This window comes from Peribacillus simplex (assembly GCF_001542915.1).
GTDB lineage: Bacteria > Bacillota > Bacilli > Bacillales > DSM-1321 > Peribacillus > Peribacillus simplex_B.
This window is the reverse complement of sequence record NZ_LNNH01000011.1, coordinates 1-17,444: the sequence shown is the minus strand read 5'-3', so window position 1 is coordinate 17,444 and position 17,444 is coordinate 1. Positions and strand designations below refer to the sequence as shown.

The window sequence follows — 17,444 nt, the reverse complement described above, 5'->3', positions numbered from 1 at the left end:
ATTTTGAACTTATTAAAAAAGACAAATTAAAAAACCCGTTTCCGGGCTTTTCTGCTGACACATATTATTCTATCACTATTATACCTTATTTTCGAATCTCTTATTCAATAACTAAGCGAATTAATTCGGAAATGCCCAAATCGACCACTGTAAAGAATAAAGCCATAAATATTACAGTCGTTACTACCACGATTGTATATTTGGTAAGCTCCTTGCGTTTTGGCCAGCTTACTTTTTGCATTTCGCGAACGACACCGCTGAAAAATTCGGTAAAACGTTTCATGAATGTATCCTCCAAGCATTAGACAGCTTCTGTCAATCTATTTATAAAACATTTATTTCGTTTCTTTATGAATTGTATGTGCATTGCATGTACTGCAAAACTTCTTGATTTCCAGGCGTTCGCCGCTTGTCGATTGTTTGCTTTCATAACTGTAATTTCTTGAACCGCAATCCGTGCAGGCAAGAACGATTTTTTTGGGCATTTAGATACACCTTTCCTATCTACTATATCCCTAAAACCTTATCACGGCTGTCTTTTATTGTCAATATCAAAGCGGGATTCACCCAGTACGGATACCGTTCGGGCGCGACTTCGGTTTCCTGACATCCATTTAAATAATTTAGTGAAAATTAAATTTCCAAGTGGAGAAGGGACAGATGAAATTAAGCGGAAAAAGCGGAGGGATTATAAACTGATTTCCCTTACTTCCAAATAGCGCTCGAGCTTTCTTTTCACCCGCTGAAGGGCGTTGTCGATTGACTTAACATGCCTGTTCAACTCTTCAGAAATTTCCTGGTAGGTTTGTCCATCCAGGTAAAGAGCCAATACTTTTCTCTCAAGATCACTCAGGAGCTCGGCCATTTTCAATTCGATATCGTCAAACTCTTCTTTGTTGATGATCAGTTCTTCCGGGTCCAGAACTTTCGTACCCGATATAATATCCATAAGAGTTCGGTCCGATTCCTCATCATAAATGGGCTTGTCCAGGGAAACATAGGAATTGAGCGGAATATGTTTTTGACGTGTTGCCGTTTTAATAGCGGTAATGATTTGCCTCGTAATGCATAGTTCTGCAAATGCTTTGAAGGAAGATAACTTATCGCCCTTGAAATCACGGACGGCTTTATACAGGCCGATCATACCTTCTTGCACGATGTCTTCCTTATCTGCACCAATCAAGAAATAAGTCCTTGCCTTTGCTCTTACGAAATTACGATACTTTTGGATCAAATAATCCAGCGCTTCACTGTCACCAGTGTGAACCAACCCTATCAATTCATCATCATCAAACTGCAGATACTTTTCGTTCAGCTTCATTCCGAATTTGAGACCCACATTATATCCCCCTGACCTGACTCAGATAGAAATATTATACAGCAGGTAAAATTTACCCGTCAATGGTTCAAATTTTCCCGCGGCGCCATTTTTCAAAAATTTCTGCCACTTCTTCACTCAAAGGAATTTTGCCAGACGGTTTTATCGTTGTCGTTTTTCTGACATCTTTCTTGATTTCCCCTTGGATTTCTTCCATTTCAATAAGCAGTTCACGCGCTGATTTCCTTAGAGCCCCTTGGCCAAAGATCACCCACTGCTCGGTGAAGTCGGAGGTGGCCACTTGAATCTGCGTTTTGACATTATTCAGCTCAATGGCCATCTTTTCTATTCTCTCATCCGCGGTTTCATTTTCTTTTGTAAAAATTACGTCAACTTTATGATTTTTGAAAATACGGGCGATTCCCTGAACATATTGGGCGTCGAATACGACAATTACCCGCGATCCGGTAAATGCCTGATATTCCGCCATCATTTCAATCAATCTATCTCTTGCGGCAGCAAGGTCCCGTTCTTTTAATTCTCTCAGTTCCGGCCAGGCCCCTATAATGTTATAACCGTCCACCAACAGAATATCCATCCCATTATTGTCCTAAAGGATTTCTTTTGCGATAGACCTCATACATCAGTAATCCGGCTGCGACTGATGCATTTAACGACGTTACTTGGCCAGCCATAGGCAAACGGATGAGGAAATCGCATTTTTCTTTCATTAACCGGGCCATCCCTTTTCCTTCACTTCCGATGACGAGGCCGATCGGCATCTTTCCATCCATGTTACGGTAGTCATCGCTGCCTTTCGCGTCAGTACCGACAATCCATACACCGCGCTCTTTCAACTCTTCCACCGCTCTCGCCAAATTGGTGACGCGTGCCACCGGGATATACTCAATCGCACCCGTCGAAGCCTTCGCCACGGTTGCCGTTAAGCCCACCGCTCTTCTTTTCGGAATAATGATTCCATGGGCCCCGACTGCATCAGCCGTTCTCATGATCGAACCTAAATTATGGGGATCTTCTACTTCATCAAGAATCATGAAAAAAGGTGCTTCTTCCCGTTCTGCCGCTTTTGCGAATAAGTCATCCAATTCCACATATTCATATGCCGCAACTTGTGCGACAACTCCTTGATGGATGCCTTCAACCATTTGGTCAATTTTTTTCTTCGGGACGATCTGCATGAATACCTTCTTTTCCTTCGCCAAACCAATTAGCGGCTGCATCGAGCCTTTTTGCGACCCCTCCGCTATCCAAATTTTATTAATATCCCGTTCGGAGCGAAGAGCTTCCAAAACGGGGTTCCTGCCGATGATATATTCTTCACTCATGGGTTCCGCCCCTTTTCTTCTTCAATGTATTCAATAGCTTTTTTTATGAGTTCTTCCATTCTTTCAATTCGGCCCGATAAATATAAATAGCCCATCAGTGCCTCAAAGGCTGTACTGTAGCGATACGTTTGCACATCCGTATTCTTCGGGACAGAACCGGATTTCGCATTTCGGCCCCGCCGAACGACAGCTGATTCCTCTTCCGATAACCAATCCGACTCCAAGAAAAAATGGATGATTTTATTTTGAGCTTTAGCCGCTACAAAAGACGTAGCTTTCTTGTGCAGCAGATTGGGCTTGACCGCTCCGTTTTGAATGAGGTGATGCCGGATATACGTTTCGTATACGGCATCACCTATATAAGCTAAAGCAAGACTGTTCAGCATTTTTGCATCTATCTTACTATCGTAATGAAGCATTCCTTACCCTCTTTTCCATCTTGTACCTTGAGGGGTATCCTCTAATATGATATTCATGCTTTTCAAGCGGTCACGAATTTCATCAGATAGCCCGAAGTCACGGTCCTTACGCGCTTGTATTCTTTGCTGGATCAAGCCTTCGATTTCTTCATCCAACAGCCCCTCCTCTTCCAGGGACAGACCCAGGACAGAAAATAGGGTACTGAATTTTTCAAGGAAAGCATCAATGACTTCCTTATGTGTATTTTTCTCCATCAAGTAATAATTTGCCTGTTTGGATAGTTCAAAAAGGATGGAAATCGCATTGGCTGTATTGAAGTCATCGTCCATTTCAGCAATGAACTGGTCTTGTAATTCATTAACCTTCGCGATCCAGGCCTCATTGTTTTCGGTCAATCCGTCGCTTGCCTGAAGACGGTGCTTTAAGTTTTGATAAGATGTCCTCAGACGATCGAGGGCTGCCTTGACATTTTCAAGCACCTCTTCACTATAATTGATGGGATGGCGATAATGGACCGATAACATGAAGAACCGTAACACTTGTGGATCATGATTCTTGATGATGTCATGAACAAGAACGAAATTCCCTAACGATTTAGACATTTTTTCATTATCAATATTTATATACCCATTATGCATCCAATAATTCGCAAAGGTCTTGCCTGTCAGTGCTTCAGATTGGGCAATCTCATTTTCATGATGCGGGAAGGCAAGGTCTTGACCTCCAGCATGAATGTCGATTGTGTCGCCCAAATACTTTTTGACCATTGCGGAGCATTCGATATGCCAGCCAGGACGTCCGCTTCCCCAAGGGCTTTCCCAAGAAATTTCACCATCCTTGGCCGCCTTCCACAAGGCGAAATCAAGGGCATCTTGTTTTTTCTCGCCGATTTCAATACGGGCCCCCACTCGCAGCTCATCGATCGACTGGTGCGAAAGCTTGCCATAGCCGTCAAACTTACGAGTCCGGAAATACACGTCCCCCTCGGATTCATAAGCGAATCCTTTTTCAATCAGTGTCGAGATGAAATCAATGATAGCATCCATGTTCTCGATTACGGTAGGGTGGGCATCCGCCTTTTTGCAACCCAGTGCAGATACATCTTCGAAATATGCCTCGATGAAGCGCTTGGATATGGTCGGGACATCTTCCCCCAACTCTTTTGCCGCGCGGATCAGTTTATCGTCGACATCCGTGAAATTGGAAACGAAATGAACATCATATCCACGGTAATCCAAATACCTGCGAACCGTATCAAACACGATTGCCGGTCTGGCATTGCCAATATGGATGTAATTATAGACAGTTGGACCGCATACATACATTTTCACCTTACCCTCTTCCATCGGGACGAAGGTCTCTTTTTTTCTGGTAGCCGTGTTATAAATTTTAATCGTCATATTATAAACTCCTTTCTTCCTGCTTCTGTTCGGCCATTTTCGCTTTCAGGAACCTGATTTCACTTTCCATTTCCTTGAAGCGGTCGGCGATCGGATCCGGAAGATCACAATGATTTAAGTCTTTTTTGATTTTGATGCCATCTTGAATGACCACTTTGCCTGGAATGCCAACCACGGTTGAATTAGGCGGAACTTCCTTTAAAACGACCGATCCCGCACCGATTTTGGAGTTCTCCCCGATAGTGATCGAACCCAGAACCTTTGCTCCTGTTGCAATCAGCACATTATCCTTTATCGTCGGATGACGTTTCCCCTTTTCCTTTCCTGTCCCGCCAAGGGTTACGCCTTGAAAGACAGATACATTATCACCAATCTCGCACGTCTCGCCGATGACGATTCCCATTCCGTGGTCGATGAAGAAGCGTCGGCCGATGGTGGCCCCTGGATGGATTTCGATCCCGGTAAAAAAGCGGCTGACTTGGGATATGCTTCTCGCCAGGAAAAAAAACTTCTTCTTAAACAGGGCGTGTGCCATCCTATGACTCCAGATTGCATGTAAACCCGCATAAGTCAAGATGACCTCCAAATAGCTGCGCGCAGCAGGGTCTTGATCAAAAACCACTTCGATATCCTCTTTAAACATCTTGAACAAAATGATCCCCCCTATGTTCCGTACTTCTCCTGCATCTCCCATTAGCTTTTTATGCATATAAAAAAGCGTCTCTGTCGAAATAGACAGAGACGCTTCAAGCGCGGTTCCACTCTGTTTGGCATGTACGAAGCAGGTTCATCATAACCCTGTCTTTCCATCCCCAACTTTAATCCTTGTAACGGAGGACATTCCGCCTGTGCCTACTATAAGTTAGTTCAGCAAAGGACTCAAGGGTGCATTTCGGAAAACGAGAGGCTTAAACCACTTTCAGCAGGTTATGGTTCTCTCTAAAAAGCATCGTTTCCTTACTTCTCCCCATCTACGCGTTCTTTTGTAAGATTATTAAATACTATATTACATTTTTGACTAATTGTTAATATAAAATACTCTGTAGCCGTTGTTTAATTTTTTCCTTACCCAATAACGATATCGCCTTAGGCAAATCAGGACCATGTGTTTGACCGGTAACGGCAGCCCGAATTGGCATGAATAGCTTTTTCCCTTTATGGCCGGTGCTTTTTTGGACCGCTTTAATCGACTTCTTGATTTCATCGGCACTAAACTCTTCCAGACCCTCGATTTCCTGAAGGAAAGCCTTCATGACCTCCGGTACTTGTTCCTCTGCCAGCACTTCCTTCGCTTCCGCTTCGAACTCGACCTCATCCTTGAAAAACAGTTGGGATAGCTCAACGATTTCCGCCCCGAAGCTCATCTGCTCTTGATAAAGGGACACAAGGCCATGTACCCACTCTTTCTCATCTGCTGTCATTGATTCGGAAACCTTTCCGGCTTCAATCAAGTGGGGCAATGACAATTCCACTGCCGAATCAGCATCCAGTTGCTTCACATACTGATTATTCATCCACGTAAGCTTTTGCTTATCGAAAAGTGCCGGTGATTTGGACAATCGATCTGCATCGAAAATATTAATGAATTCTTCCTTCGTGAAGATTTCTTCTTCCCCGACCGGAGACCAGCCAAGTAATGTAATGAAATTGAATAAGGCCTCAGGCAGGTAACCAAGTTCTTCATATTGCTCAATGAATTGAATGATCGATTCATCCCGTTTACTTAGCTTCTTCCTGCTTTCATTCACGATCAGTGTCATATGGCCGAATACCGGCGGCTCCCAGCCGAATGCTTCATAGATCATCATTTGCTTCGGCGTGTTGGAAATATGATCATCCCCGCGAAGTACATGGGATATCTTCATCAAGTGATCATCGACAGCTACCGCAAAGTTATAAGTCGGAACGCCATCCTTTTTGACGATGACAAAATCACCAAAACCATCCGTTTCAAACGAAACGTCATCCTTGACCATATCCTTGAAAGTAAGGACTTCCCCTGCAGGAACGGCAAAACGGATGCTAGGCTTTCTTCCTTCAGCAACTAATTCCGCTTGCTCCTCCTCGGTTAAGTGCTTGCACTTTCCTGAATACTTCGGTGTTTCATTGCGCTCGACCTGACCTTCGCGTTCTGCTTCAAGCTCCTCTTCCGTGCAATAGCATTTATAAGCCAAGCCCTTATCCAAAAGCTCCTGATACAACTCCTGATAAAGGTCATTCCTTTCAGACTGACGATACGGACCATATTCGCCGCCGACATCAACGCCTTCATCCCATTCGATGCCAAGCCACTTTAAATATTTAAGCTGGCTTTCCTCGCCGCCTTCAATATTTCTTTTTTGGTCGGTATCTTCAATGCGGATGATGAATTTCCCGCCCTTGTTTCGTGCGTATAGATAATTGAATAATGCCGTCCGTGCATTCCCTATATGTAAATGTCCAGTCGGACTCGGTGCATAGCGAACTCGAATATCGCTGCTCATGATATAAATAGACCTCCCAGTCGTTCTTTTCTATTGTTCATTTTATCATTTATGGACGATTGGATAAAGGCATCCACTCTAAAAACGAATTTAGTTTGATTTAACCAATAAGACGACAGCCTGTGCCGCTATCCCTTCGCTTCTGCCCGTAAAACCAAGTTTCTCCGTAGTGGTCGCCTTTACATTGATTCTATCTGTCGTGGTATCGAGAAGCTCCGCTATCCTGACCCTTATATCCTCAATATGCGGTGCCATTTTTGGACTTTGGGCGATGATTGTACAGTCGGCATTGCCCAGTTCATATCCTTCTTTCTTTACGATTGCCCAAACATGGCGCAGCAACTTTGCCGAATCGGCATCTTTAAATTCCGGATCGGTATCCGGGAAATGCTTACCGATATCCCCTGCTCCAATTGCCCCTAGGCAGGCATCGGCAACTGTATGCAAAAGAACATCCGCATCGGAATGTCCTAACAGCCCCTTCTCATACGGGATCGTAATGCCGCCGATAATTAGTGGCCTTCCCTCAACAAGTTGATGAACGTCATATCCTTGTCCAATTCGAAACATATCAATATCCCCAATCATTTTCTTTTTTGTTTATGTAAAATCGCATCTGCAAAATAAAGATCTTCCTGAGTCGTAATTTTAATATTATCATAATTGCCCTCAATAATAACTACCTGTTCATCGATCCGTTCTAGCAAACTTGCATCGTCCGTCCCTAAAAAGGCTTCTGCCTCCGCCTGTTCATGCGCCCGCTTCAAGATGGATGCACGAAAAGCTTGTGGAGTTTGTACCGCCCACAAGCTTGATCGTTCCACCGTTTCCAATACCTTATTATCCGTCGCCCTTTTAATCGTATCCTTAACGGGGACAGCAATGACTGCTCCGCCATGAAGGGAAGCCGCCTCACATAAATCACTGATCTGCCCTTGATTGATAAAAGGACGGGCCCCGTCATGCACAAGGACGATTTCTTCTCCTGCATGTTGCAGCCCATTATAAACGCTTTGCTGGCGCTCCCCGCCGCCTTTGACGAGTTCCTTGACCTTCTTAATCCCGTAAGCGGCCATCAACTGGTTGAAATGATCCTTTTCAGCCGGGTTTATCGAAAGGATGATTTTTCGGCAGTTGGGATCATCTTCAAAGACACGGAGCGTATAGACAATAATCGGGATGCCCGATAGTTCAATAAACAATTTATTCTTGCCAGCCTTCATTCGTTTCCCTTGTCCAGCTGCAGGTATCACTACATCATAAAACATAACGGTTTCTCCTACTCTTCTTATAATGCTTTTTCTAATAGTTTCGGTTTAGCGAATATCATTCGGCCTGCAGATGTTTGCAGCACACTTGTGACAAGGACATCAATGCGTTTTCCGATATGGTCACGTCCGCCCTCGACCACGATCATCGTACCATCATCTAAATAGGCAATGCCTTGGTTCTGCTCTTTACCATCCTTAATGACTTGTACATTCATCTCTTCGCCAGGAAGTACAACAGGTTTAACCGCATTGGCCAGGTCATTGATATTAAGGACTGCCACATTTTGAAACTCGCATACTTTATTTAAATTGAAATCGTTTGTAACGACCATTCCGCCTGATATTTTGGCAAGCTTCACAAGTTTGCTGTCCACTTCCTGAATGTCTTCAAAGTCACCTTCGTACATTTCCACCTTAATCGGAAGGTCTTTCTGAATCCTGTTCAGGATATCCAAGCCTCGTCTGCCGCGATTCCTTTTCAAGGCATCCGATGAATCTGCAATATGCTGCAGTTCATTCAAAACGAATTGAGGGATGACGATCGTGCCCTCCAGAAAGCCCGTTTGACAGATATCCGCAATCCTGCCGTCGATGATGACGCTTGTATCGAGAATCTTCAGCCGCTTGCTATACCCTTCCTCATCCTCACCTGCCTCACCATCGGCATTCTTTTTCTTATTACTTTTCGTGAATAAATTCAATAGCTCATCGCGTTTTTTAAAGCCGACCTGGAACCCGAGATATCCGAACAAAAGCGTAAGGATGATCGGAACGACCGTATTTAAAATGGGAACACCGATGGCACTGAACGCGTAGCCAACCAAAAACGCCGCGAGCAGTCCGACCAAAAGACCGACACTGCCAAAAATGATGTCCGTAATCGGTATCTTAACGAGCTGTTCCTCCAGCCACTTCATAAAATAGATCACATGATCTACTGCCCAAAAAGTAATAAGATAAAAGATAATGGCACCCAACAGTACACTTACATAAGGATTGTTTAATAAAGCAATATCATCTGCATGTAAAACAACTAATAATTCAGGAATGAGTATCATACCAAGAGTTCCGCCGACTATTAAGAAGCATGCTTGTATAATGCGTTTTAACATCCCTTTCACCTCCCTCTACTCATTATTGACCAATAAAATAAAATGAAACCTTCGAAAATTCGTTTTCATTATATACGTGAAATTCACTTAAGGATTTAGTGGATTTACAAATATGACTCTTCTCTTTTTCGTAATATTAGCCTAGCACCCTGGGTTTTGGGTGTCAAAAATAAGCGCCAATCAATTTCAAGCTAATATAGGAATTTTTTGAAGTTAAGCTTTACATCCTTCTATTTGTGACCAGCTGGTTTTTTAAAATGCGAAGACCCTCTTTAATTTTATTGGCACGGACTTCCCCAATGCCTTCAACATCATCAAGGTCTTCAACCGAAGCTTTGTTGACTTCGCTAAAGCTTTCGAACTGATTCACTAAATTTTCGATGATCAATACCGGCAGCCGCGGGATTTTATGGAGGATGCGATAACCGCGGGGATGCACGGCTTCATCAAGGTGTATATATCCATGATAGCCCAAAACCTTAAGGAGGATGCTTTCATCCAGTTTTTCCTGCATGGCCAGTTCTTGAAGCCGATAAATGATTTCTTCAGGTTTTTCGTCATTTCTGGAGGTATAATCCTTGATGAGCCATTTTCCCTCCGTTTCTATATCTGCCAGGATTTCATTCATTTGCAGACGGATCAGCCTTCCTTCGGTACCAAGCTCATTCAGGTAGGTAAGCAGCTCCGCCTTGATCCTGAGAACCATTACATAGCGGTGAAATACCTGCAAAAGATCGGCATAGGTCACGATTTCCTCAAATTCGAGCGCTCCCAATACCGAGATGCTCTGCTGGAGGACCACCTTGTATTTTTCCAAGGTTTGAATGGCTAGATTGGCCTTGGCCAGTATGACTCCTATATCTTTGAGGGCATACCGGAAATTCCCCTGATATAACGTGATGACATTGCGCCGTTGGGAGATCGCAATGACCAACGACTTGGTTTCCCTTGCGACGCGTTCCGCCGTCCGGTGCCGCATCCCCGTTTCAGTCGAGGGTGTACTATTATCCGGCACCAATTGGGCATTGGCAAAGATGATCGTATCGGCTTTCTCATTCAAAATGATGGCCCCGTCCATTTTCGCCAGCTCATACAATGTGCTCGGCGTACAGGAACAGTTGATTTGGAAGCCGCCATCCACGATCATTCGCACCTTCTCGTTATATCCCACGACGATCAAGCCGCCCGTGTTTGCTCTCAGTACATTTTCAATGCCCTCCCGGAGCGGGGTGCCTGGAGCCACGATTTGCAGAATCTCCAGCTTTGTTTTTTCATACCCTTTTTTATCTGTCATACTTAACCCCCTAACGAATGTTGAAGAGCCTCCGAAACCGATGAAACCCCGACGATCTTGATACCTTTCGGCGCGGTCCATCCCCCGATATTATTAGCGGGAATTATCACCCGGTTAAATCCAAGCTTTGCCGCTTCCTGCACTCTTTGCTCTATTCGCGAAACCCTTCTCACTTCCCCTGTGAGCCCCACTTCCCCAATGATGCAATCGGTTGGGTTCGTTGGTTTATCACGGAAGCTCGAAGCGATGCTGATCGCGACAGCCAGGTCGATTGCCGGCTCATCGAGCTTAACGCCGCCAGCCACCTTTAAGTACGCATCCTGGTTTTGCAGCAGCAAGCCCACCCTTTTTTCCAGGACTGCCATGAGAAGCGAAACACGATTATGGTCGATTCCTGTCGCCATTCTCCTTGGATTTCCAAAGCTCGTAGGTGAAATCAACGCCTGAATTTCTACCAGCACCGGCCTGGTTCCTTCCATCGAGGCAACGACGGTGGAACCTGACGCTCCTTGGGACCGTTCTTCAAGGAATATTTCCGATGGATTGGCCACTTCCTCCAAACCATGTTCTTTCATTTCAAAGATCCCCATCTCATTCGTCGAACCAAAACGGTTTTTGACCGCCCGGATAATTCGATATGTATGGTGCCTTTCGCCTTCGAAATATAATACGGTGTCCACCATATGCTCAAGCAGACGCGGGCCTGCAATCGCCCCTTCCTTCGTTACGTGCCCGACGATGAAAATAGCCACTCCATTCGTTTTAGCGATGCGCATCAGTGAAGCTGTGCATTCGCGCACTTGCGATACACTTCCCGGCGCAGATGTAACCTCCGAATGGTACACCGTTTGGATGGAATCAATTATCACCAAATCCGGTTTCACCTCTGAAATCGCCTGTTGGATATAGTCCATATCCGTTTCCGCATAAACGTACAGGTTTTCCGACATGCTCCCCAGCCGGTCGGCCCTCAATTTGGTCTGCTTGACTGATTCTTCACCAGATATATACAGCACTTTTTTCTGCTTATGTGCCAATTGGGAAGATACCTGCAGAAGGAGTGTCGATTTCCCGATACCCGGATCACCTCCAATTAAAACAAGCGACCCCTGGACGATCCCGCCGCCAAGGGCACGATTCAGTTCCATTAAATCCGTCTTGATCCGCGGTTCTTTTTCAGACTGAATGGTCGTTATTGGCGCAGCCTTTTCACGTTCCCCAGAGGTTCTAACCTCCGAATGGGTGAAGGCGCCTTTCCTCGCCGGTTTCACGATTTCAGTTTCCTCGATCATCTTGTTCCACTCACCGCAGCCTGGGCATTTCCCCATCCATTTCGCAGATTCATATCCGCAAGACTGACACATGAATTTGGTTTTCTTCTTCACTGCCATAATAACTCCTCTTCCTTTTTGAAAAATGCCTATAGTAAGGATATTATATCTTTGTTTTATTTAATCCTTCTTAACGTTAAGTTTTTTAAAAAAACACCCTATGTGCCCTGTTCTTCTATGCTCATTTCTACCTATGGATAAAAAACAGAGGTACACGGCAAAAATATCTGCGTGTACCTCGAAGTTAGGAATATGGTTATTCACTTACGTTGACAGGCTCGCCTTGCCTGATGGCAAATTCATTATTCACAACGTCCATCACGACCGTTTGCCCTTTTTTCACGTTCCCTTTAAGCAGCTCTTCGGAAAGGTAATCCTCTACATGCTTTTGAAGCGCCCTGCGGATTGGCCGTGCCCCATATTCTGGATCGAAGCCTTCCGTCGCAATTTTTTCCCTGGCCGCATCCGTCAGCTCCAAGAAGATTTCCTGCTCTTTCAAGCGGTTCGTCAGTTGATTGGACATTAAGGTCACGATTTGTTTTAAATGATCCTTCTCCAGTGAGTGGAAAACGATGGTTTCATCGATACGATTCAGGAATTCAGGACGGAATGCTCGTTTAAGCTCCTCTATCACTTTGCCCTTCATATTTTTGTAATCCTGGCCAGTATCCTGGATGTTGAACCCGACATACTTATCGGTTTTTAGTGCAGACGCCCCTACATTCGATGTCATGATCAGAATCGTATTCCTGAAATCGACAGTGCGTCCCTTCGAATCTGTCAGCCTCCCGTCCTCCAGTACTTGCAGAAGGATATTGAAGACATCGGGATGTGCCTTTTCTATTTCATCAAGCAGAACCACGGAGTATGGTTTCCTTCGCACTTTTTCGGTTAATTGTCCGCCCTCTTCGTATCCAACATATCCTGGAGGCGATCCAACCAGGCGCGAAGTCGAATGTTTCTCCATATATTCGGACATATCAATGCGGATCATGGCATCTTCATCCCCAAAGATGGATTCAGCTAAAGCACGGGCAAGTTCGGTTTTACCGACCCCTGTAGGCCCAAGGAAGATGAACGAACCAATTGGGCGTTTAGGATCCTTCAAGCCTGCTCTTGCACGACGTACTGCTTTAGAAACGGCAATGACGGCCTCTTCTTGACCAATCACGCGATCGTGGAGGATCGATTCCATGTTAAGCAGTTTATCGGACTCCGTTTGGGCCAGTCTCGTAACAGGAACACCGGTCCAGCTGGATACGACGTGGGCAATATCATCCACGGTCACTTCACTGTTCTCTTGCCCTTGTTTTTCTTTCCAAGTCTTTTTCGTTTCTTCCAATTGTTCTCTTAAGCGTTGTTCCGTATCGCGAAGCGAAGCAGCTTTTTCGAATTCCTGGCTCTGAACGGAAGCATCCTTTTCCTTCCGGACATCATCCAGCTTCACTTCAAGTTCCTTTAAGTTTGGCGGCGTTGTGTATGAGCGCAGCCGAACCTTGGATCCGGCTTCATCAATCAAGTCAATCGCTTTATCCGGTAAAAACCGATCCGAAATGTAACGGTCTGATAACTTGACTGCTGCATCGATCGCTTCATCAGTAATCGATACGCGGTGATGGGCTTCATAACGGTCACGCAGCCCCTTGAGGATCTGAATCGATTCTTCCATCGTCGGTTCATCAACTTGGATCGGCTGGAAGCGGCGTTCAAGCGCTGCATCCTTTTCGATATACTTACGGTATTCATCCAAAGTTGTCGCCCCGATACATTGCAATTCACCGCGGGCCAAGGATGGTTTAAGGATATTGGAAGCATCGATGGCACCCTCTGCCCCGCCGGCACCAATCAGTGTATGCAATTCATCGATGAATAAAATGATATTGCCAGCCTGGCGGATTTCATCCATTACTTTCTTCAATCTATCTTCGAATTCACCGCGGTATTTCGTACCAGCGACAACGGTACCCATATCGAGTGTCATAACGCGTTTATCACGCAGGATTTCCGGTACTTCATTATTGATGATCTGTTGGGCAAGACCTTCGGCGATGGCCGTTTTACCCACCCCTGGTTCACCGATCAAGACAGGGTTGTTTTTTGTACGACGGCTCAATACTTCTATGACACGCTGAATTTCCTTGCTTCGGCCAATCACCGGATCCAGGCTTCCTTCCCGTGCAATCGCCGTTAAGTCGCGAGCGAGGCCATCCAGTGTCGGCGTGCTTGCATTGGAAGCCGCTGAACCTTGATGACCGCCGGATTCGTTGCTGCCCAAAAGCTGGAGAACTTGTTGACGGGCTTTATTCAGGCTCACTCCGAGATTATTCAATACTCGGGCTGCCACACCTTCGCCTTCTCTTATCAGACCAAGCAGTACATGCTCTGTCCCCACGTATGAATGACCTAACTTTCTAGCTTCATCCATGGAAAGCTCAATGACCTTCTTGGCTCTTGGAGTGTAATGGATCGTTTGCGCCGCATCCTGTCCGCGGCCTATCAAATTTTCCACTTCTTTTTGAATTTTTTCCGGCCCCAGACCGAGCGCATATAACGCTTTGGCGGCAATGCCATCGCCTTCTCGTACCAAGCCAAGCAAAATATGTTCCGTGCCGATATTATTATGTCCTAAGCGGATTGCCTCTTCTTGCGCCAATGCTAATACTTTCTGGGCTCTTTCAGTAAAACGACCAAACATCATAGGGAATTCCTCCTTAAGAATTTTTCGTTTTGAATTAAATTGCTGACAATCCTCTAAGTAATGGCAGGGGCTGCTGCTTCCCCCGCATCCATTACAGGAATATAGGTACTCACTCTAGGTCAAGGACCTCAAGAGGAGGAAGTTTCCGTGAAATTCAAGCGTTCTCGAATGAGTGCTGCCCTACGGATATCCCTTTCGTGGGATTTTAAAGATCCACCCGCGTACTTTTGTAAAAATCCTGGCTGTGTCAAAATCATCAACTCATTTAGTATGCTTTTGGAAATATTTTTTATATACCCTAAATCTATACCTAGCCTAACATCCGAGATACAGGTAGCAGCTTCCTTCGTTTCTATGATGCGAGCATTGGATAATATCCCATAGGAGCGAAAGACCCGATCTTCTAATTGTATGTGAGACGTCCTCGCTAATGCATCCCTTGCAGACCGTTCCTGGGCAATGATTTGTTGGACGACACTGGTTAGATCTTCAACGATATCCCTTTCGGACTTCCCAAGGGTAATTTGGTTGGAAATTTGAAAGATATTCCCTAATGCCTGGCTGCCCTCCCCATATATCCCCCGGACCACCAATCCCAGTTGGTTGATCGCCGGTATGATATGATTCATTTGCTGCGTTAGCACAAGGCCCGGCAAATGCATCATGACCGAAGCCCTTAACCCTGTACCCACATTGGTTGGGCAACTCGTTAGGTATCCCCTTTCTTCATCATATGCATAGTCTATGGATTCTTCAATCCAATCGTCAAGAAGATTTGCAATCTTTAATGTTTCCTTCAGCTGCAAGCCCGACTTTAAGCACTGGATGCGAAGATGATCCTCTTCGTTTATCATGATGCTTATTTCTTCATTTTCCGAAAGAAGACAAGCACTTTTGGCTGATCCTTCAACTAAATTGGGACTGATTAGATGTTTTTCGACCAGTACACGCTTTTCCAGTGGCTGCAGCTGGTCAATTTCCAGAAGCTCCAACTTGCCAATCTCAGGAGTGACTTCCTCTTCAATTCTTTTTTTCACCAATTCAATGATTTTTTTAGCTTCTTCATTAGAAAAGGAGGTTGGGAAGGTAAAGTCTTTGAAATTTCGGGCCAATCGAATCCTTGAACTCAATACAATATCGATTTCAGGTCCTTCTGCACTCATCCAGGAGCTCAAGGCATTTTCTACAAACTTTTCCAAGCTCATATTTCCTCGCCTCCCTCTTGTGCTTCATACCTTTTTTCAAGGGAGCGAATTTTATCCCTGACCTCTGCCGCCTTTTCGAACTCCTCTTGGTCGATGTGACCCTTTAATACGTCTTTCAGATCGAGAATTTGCTTTCGCAGATATATGGTGCCACCAACCCGTTTTGGGATTTTTCCTATGTGGGCTGTATTGCCGCTGTGCACCCTCTTTAAAATGGGGTTTAACTGTTCATTGAATGTTTGGTAACATTCAGCACAGCCGAACTTTCCGATATGGACAAATTCCTTATAGGATCGATGACAATGCGGGCAACGCCTCTCTTCCGTTTTAGAAAATGCATTTGCCTTTGTCTGTTGAATATTCGACTCGATATTCAACAATCCTGCTAATAAATTATTTATTGAAAAACCATGGCCTCCTGCATCCACGACCATCTCACCTTTTTCCTGAGCACATTTCTCGCAAATCATGATTTCAGTCTTTTTTCCATTGATGATTTTGGTGAAGTGTAGGGTAGCAGGCCTTTGATGACATTCTTGGCAAATCATCCTTCATCACCTCTGCCATTTTCATTTATATTTTAAAGTCGTAAGCATCGCCGTTATAATTCTTGCCCGAAGTTCATCACGGTCAGGAAGGTCGATATAAATCACCGATCTATCAATCACGCTCATCATGATCTTTGCTTCCCTTTCATTAATGACTTCCTCATTCATCAGCCGGGCTATTACTCCTTCGGCCATGGATTGAGTGACCCTGGGACCTATAAGTGATAATAATTGGTTGATAAGCTGCACGTAATCTTGTGACTCCACTTTCATGATCCGGATATAACCGCCGCCTCCACGCTTACTCTCTACAACATAACCTCTTTCGATCGTGAACCTGGTATTGATTACGTAATTGATTTGAGAAGGAACACACTGAAATTTATCCGCTATTTCACTTCTTTTAATTTCCAAGATATCTTTTTGACTTATTTCCAGTACTTGCTTTAAATAAGTTTCGATAACATCAGATATGTTTCTCACTCAGCCTCCTCCAATCTGACTTTGACTATATTTGACTATTATTATACAACGAAAAATGCATTTTGCAACTTAAACGCACTTTCTTTCTCTACTATCCATTTTCTCCAAATTATATGTAATTGCATACTCCGTTGGACACGAAAAATTAAATATCTTACATGCTTACCCTAATCCTTCAAATCAAAAACCTCAAATTTTCATCTCTTTTATCGTTTCATCTGCTAGAAATGGGAAATATCTACCCGAAATATTCAAATCAAAACGAAAAAAGACCAGCCGAGGTGGCTGATCTTTTTTCTAATGGCTTGGCGGCGTCCTACTCTCACAGGGGGAGACCCCCAACTACCATCGGCGCTGAAGAGCTTAACTGCCGTGTTCGGAATGGGAACGGGTGTGACCTCTTCGCTATCGCCACCAAACATATCAGGAACGTTGTTCCTTCAAAACTAGATAATAAGAAGGCCTTTCATTTTTTAAAGCGTTGGTTAAGTCCTCGATCTATTAGTATCAGTCAGCTCCACATGTCGCCACGCTT

General features: G+C 44.7%; 18 protein-coding genes, 1 rRNA gene and 1 other annotated feature. All 19 genes read right to left on the bottom strand.

Translation table 11 applies throughout. The features are described 5' to 3' along the window. Positions 1-100 precede the first annotated feature (100 nt). Entirely contained in the window at positions 101-283 is a 183-nt protein-coding gene (secE, locus tag AS888_RS04900; RefSeq protein ID WP_061141092.1) for a preprotein translocase subunit SecE, read from the bottom strand. 52 nt (positions 284-335) lie between these two features. Beyond that, on the bottom strand, positions 336-485 hold the full coding sequence (rpmG, locus tag AS888_RS04895) for a 50S ribosomal protein L33 (protein WP_057915203.1): 150 nt from the start codon (positions 483-485) through the stop codon (positions 336-338). Positions 486-688: 203 nt separating this feature from the next. Further along, positions 689-1,321, bottom strand: a complete 633-nt coding sequence (gene sigH, locus AS888_RS04890) for an RNA polymerase sporulation sigma factor SigH (protein ID WP_100531088.1) — start codon at positions 1,319-1,321, stop codon at positions 689-691. Positions 1,322-1,406: 85 nt separating this feature from the next. Continuing rightward, complete coding sequence (locus AS888_RS04885; protein ID WP_061141090.1) at positions 1,407-1,916, bottom strand: NYN domain-containing protein; 510 nt, start codon at positions 1,914-1,916, stop codon at positions 1,407-1,409. Positions 1,917-1,920: 4 nt separating this feature from the next. Then, on the bottom strand, positions 1,921-2,664 hold the full coding sequence (rlmB, locus tag AS888_RS04880; RefSeq protein WP_061141089.1) for a 23S rRNA (guanosine(2251)-2'-O)-methyltransferase RlmB: 744 nt from the start codon (positions 2,662-2,664) through the stop codon (positions 1,921-1,923). Beyond that, a complete protein-coding gene (locus AS888_RS04875; protein ID WP_061141088.1) occupies positions 2,661-3,083 on the bottom strand; it encodes a Mini-ribonuclease 3 in 423 nt (140 codons plus the stop codon). The genes rlmB and AS888_RS04875 overlap by 4 nt, the downstream gene beginning before the upstream one ends. A 3-nt stretch (positions 3,084-3,086) precedes the next feature. Next, positions 3,087-4,484 carry a cysteine--tRNA ligase gene (cysS, locus tag AS888_RS04870; RefSeq protein WP_061141087.1) on the bottom strand — a complete coding sequence of 466 codons (1,398 nt, stop codon included), beginning with the start codon at positions 4,482-4,484 and terminating at the stop codon, positions 3,087-3,089. Position 4,485: 1 nt separating this feature from the next. Beyond that, positions 4,486-5,136, bottom strand: a complete 651-nt coding sequence (cysE, locus tag AS888_RS04865) for a serine O-acetyltransferase (RefSeq protein WP_061141086.1) — start codon at positions 5,134-5,136, stop codon at positions 4,486-4,488. Between the two features lie 82 nt (positions 5,137-5,218). Beyond that, positions 5,219-5,467: a binding site (T-box leader), on the bottom strand. 42 nt (positions 5,468-5,509) lie between these two features. Next, positions 5,510-6,967 carry a glutamate--tRNA ligase gene (gltX, locus tag AS888_RS04860; RefSeq protein ID WP_061141085.1) on the bottom strand — a complete coding sequence of 486 codons (1,458 nt, stop codon included), beginning with the start codon at positions 6,965-6,967 and terminating at the stop codon, positions 5,510-5,512. A 90-nt stretch (positions 6,968-7,057) separates the two neighbouring features. After that, a complete protein-coding gene (ispF, locus tag AS888_RS04855; RefSeq protein WP_061141084.1) occupies positions 7,058-7,537 on the bottom strand; it encodes a 2-C-methyl-D-erythritol 2,4-cyclodiphosphate synthase in 480 nt (159 codons plus the stop codon). A gap of 14 nt (positions 7,538-7,551) precedes the next feature. Beyond that, complete coding sequence (gene ispD / locus AS888_RS04850) at positions 7,552-8,235, bottom strand: 2-C-methyl-D-erythritol 4-phosphate cytidylyltransferase (protein ID WP_061141083.1); 684 nt, start codon at positions 8,233-8,235, stop codon at positions 7,552-7,554. A gap of 20 nt (positions 8,236-8,255) precedes the next feature. After that, entirely contained in the window at positions 8,256-9,350 is a 1,095-nt protein-coding gene (locus AS888_RS04845) for a PIN/TRAM domain-containing protein (protein WP_061141082.1), read from the bottom strand. 220 nt (positions 9,351-9,570) lie between these two features. Beyond that, positions 9,571-10,644, bottom strand: a complete 1,074-nt coding sequence (disA, locus tag AS888_RS04840; RefSeq protein ID WP_061141081.1) for a DNA integrity scanning diadenylate cyclase DisA — start codon at positions 10,642-10,644, stop codon at positions 9,571-9,573. Positions 10,645-10,646: 2 nt separating this feature from the next. Beyond that, positions 10,647-12,035, bottom strand: coding sequence for a DNA repair protein RadA (gene radA / locus AS888_RS04835; RefSeq protein ID WP_061141080.1), 1,389 nt, complete (start codon positions 12,033-12,035; stop codon positions 10,647-10,649). Positions 12,036-12,231: 196 nt separating this feature from the next. Next, the gene (gene clpC, locus AS888_RS04830; RefSeq protein ID WP_061141079.1) at positions 12,232-14,673 is read right to left on the bottom strand and encodes an ATP-dependent protease ATP-binding subunit ClpC; all 2,442 of its coding nucleotides are present in this window, start codon (positions 14,671-14,673) and stop codon (positions 12,232-12,234) included. A gap of 128 nt (positions 14,674-14,801) precedes the next feature. Continuing rightward, positions 14,802-15,878: a protein arginine kinase gene (locus AS888_RS04825; protein ID WP_061141078.1), complete on the bottom strand. Its 1,077-nt coding sequence runs from the start codon at positions 15,876-15,878 to the stop codon at positions 14,802-14,804. Continuing rightward, positions 15,875-16,426 (bottom strand): UvrB/UvrC motif-containing protein, encoded by a 552-nt coding sequence (locus AS888_RS04820; RefSeq protein WP_061141077.1) that lies wholly within the window; start codon positions 16,424-16,426, stop codon positions 15,875-15,877. The genes AS888_RS04825 and AS888_RS04820 overlap by 4 nt, the downstream gene beginning before the upstream one ends. Before the next feature lie 21 nt (positions 16,427-16,447). Beyond that, positions 16,448-16,909 (bottom strand): CtsR family transcriptional regulator, encoded by a 462-nt coding sequence (locus AS888_RS04815; RefSeq protein WP_061141076.1) that lies wholly within the window; start codon positions 16,907-16,909, stop codon positions 16,448-16,450. 303 nt (positions 16,910-17,212) lie between these two features. Further along, positions 17,213-17,328 (bottom strand): 5S ribosomal RNA (gene rrf, locus AS888_RS04810). Positions 17,329-17,444 lie beyond the last annotated feature (116 nt).

Coding starts and splice junctions, on each gene's coding strand:
- ispD (WP_061141083.1), bottom strand. CDS start 8,235: ATGTTTTATGATGTAGTGATACCTGCAGCTGGACAAGGGAAACGAATG.
- AS888_RS04825 (WP_061141078.1), bottom strand. CDS start 15,878: ATGAGCTTGGAAAAGTTTGTAGAAAATGCCTTGAGCTCCTGGATGAGT.
- ispF (WP_061141084.1), bottom strand. CDS start 7,537: ATGTTTCGAATTGGACAAGGATATGACGTTCATCAACTTGTTGAGGGA.
- rpmG (WP_057915203.1), bottom strand. CDS start 485: ATGCCCAAAAAAATCGTTCTTGCCTGCACGGATTGCGGTTCAAGAAAT.
- disA (WP_061141081.1), bottom strand. CDS start 10,644: ATGACAGATAAAAAAGGGTATGAAAAAACAAAGCTGGAGATTCTGCAA.
- AS888_RS04845 (WP_061141082.1), bottom strand. CDS start 9,350: ATGTTAAAACGCATTATACAAGCATGCTTCTTAATAGTCGGCGGAACT.
- secE (WP_061141092.1), bottom strand. CDS start 283: ATGAAACGTTTTACCGAATTTTTCAGCGGTGTCGTTCGCGAAATGCAA.
- sigH (WP_100531088.1), bottom strand. CDS start 1,321: ATGAAGCTGAACGAAAAGTATCTGCAGTTTGATGATGATGAATTGATA.
- clpC (WP_061141079.1), bottom strand. CDS start 14,673: ATGATGTTTGGTCGTTTTACTGAAAGAGCCCAGAAAGTATTAGCATTG.
- cysS (WP_061141087.1), bottom strand. CDS start 4,484: ATGACGATTAAAATTTATAACACGGCTACCAGAAAAAAAGAGACCTTC.
- AS888_RS04820 (WP_061141077.1), bottom strand. CDS start 16,426: ATGATTTGCCAAGAATGTCATCAAAGGCCTGCTACCCTACACTTCACC.
- AS888_RS04875 (WP_061141088.1), bottom strand. CDS start 3,083: ATGCTTCATTACGATAGTAAGATAGATGCAAAAATGCTGAACAGTCTT.
- radA (WP_061141080.1), bottom strand. CDS start 12,035: ATGGCAGTGAAGAAGAAAACCAAATTCATGTGTCAGTCTTGCGGATAT.
- rlmB (WP_061141089.1), bottom strand. CDS start 2,664: ATGAGTGAAGAATATATCATCGGCAGGAACCCCGTTTTGGAAGCTCTT.
- gltX (WP_061141085.1), bottom strand. CDS start 6,967: ATGAGCAGCGATATTCGAGTTCGCTATGCACCGAGTCCGACTGGACAT.
- AS888_RS04885 (WP_061141090.1), bottom strand. CDS start 1,916: ATGGATATTCTGTTGGTGGACGGTTATAACATTATAGGGGCCTGGCCG.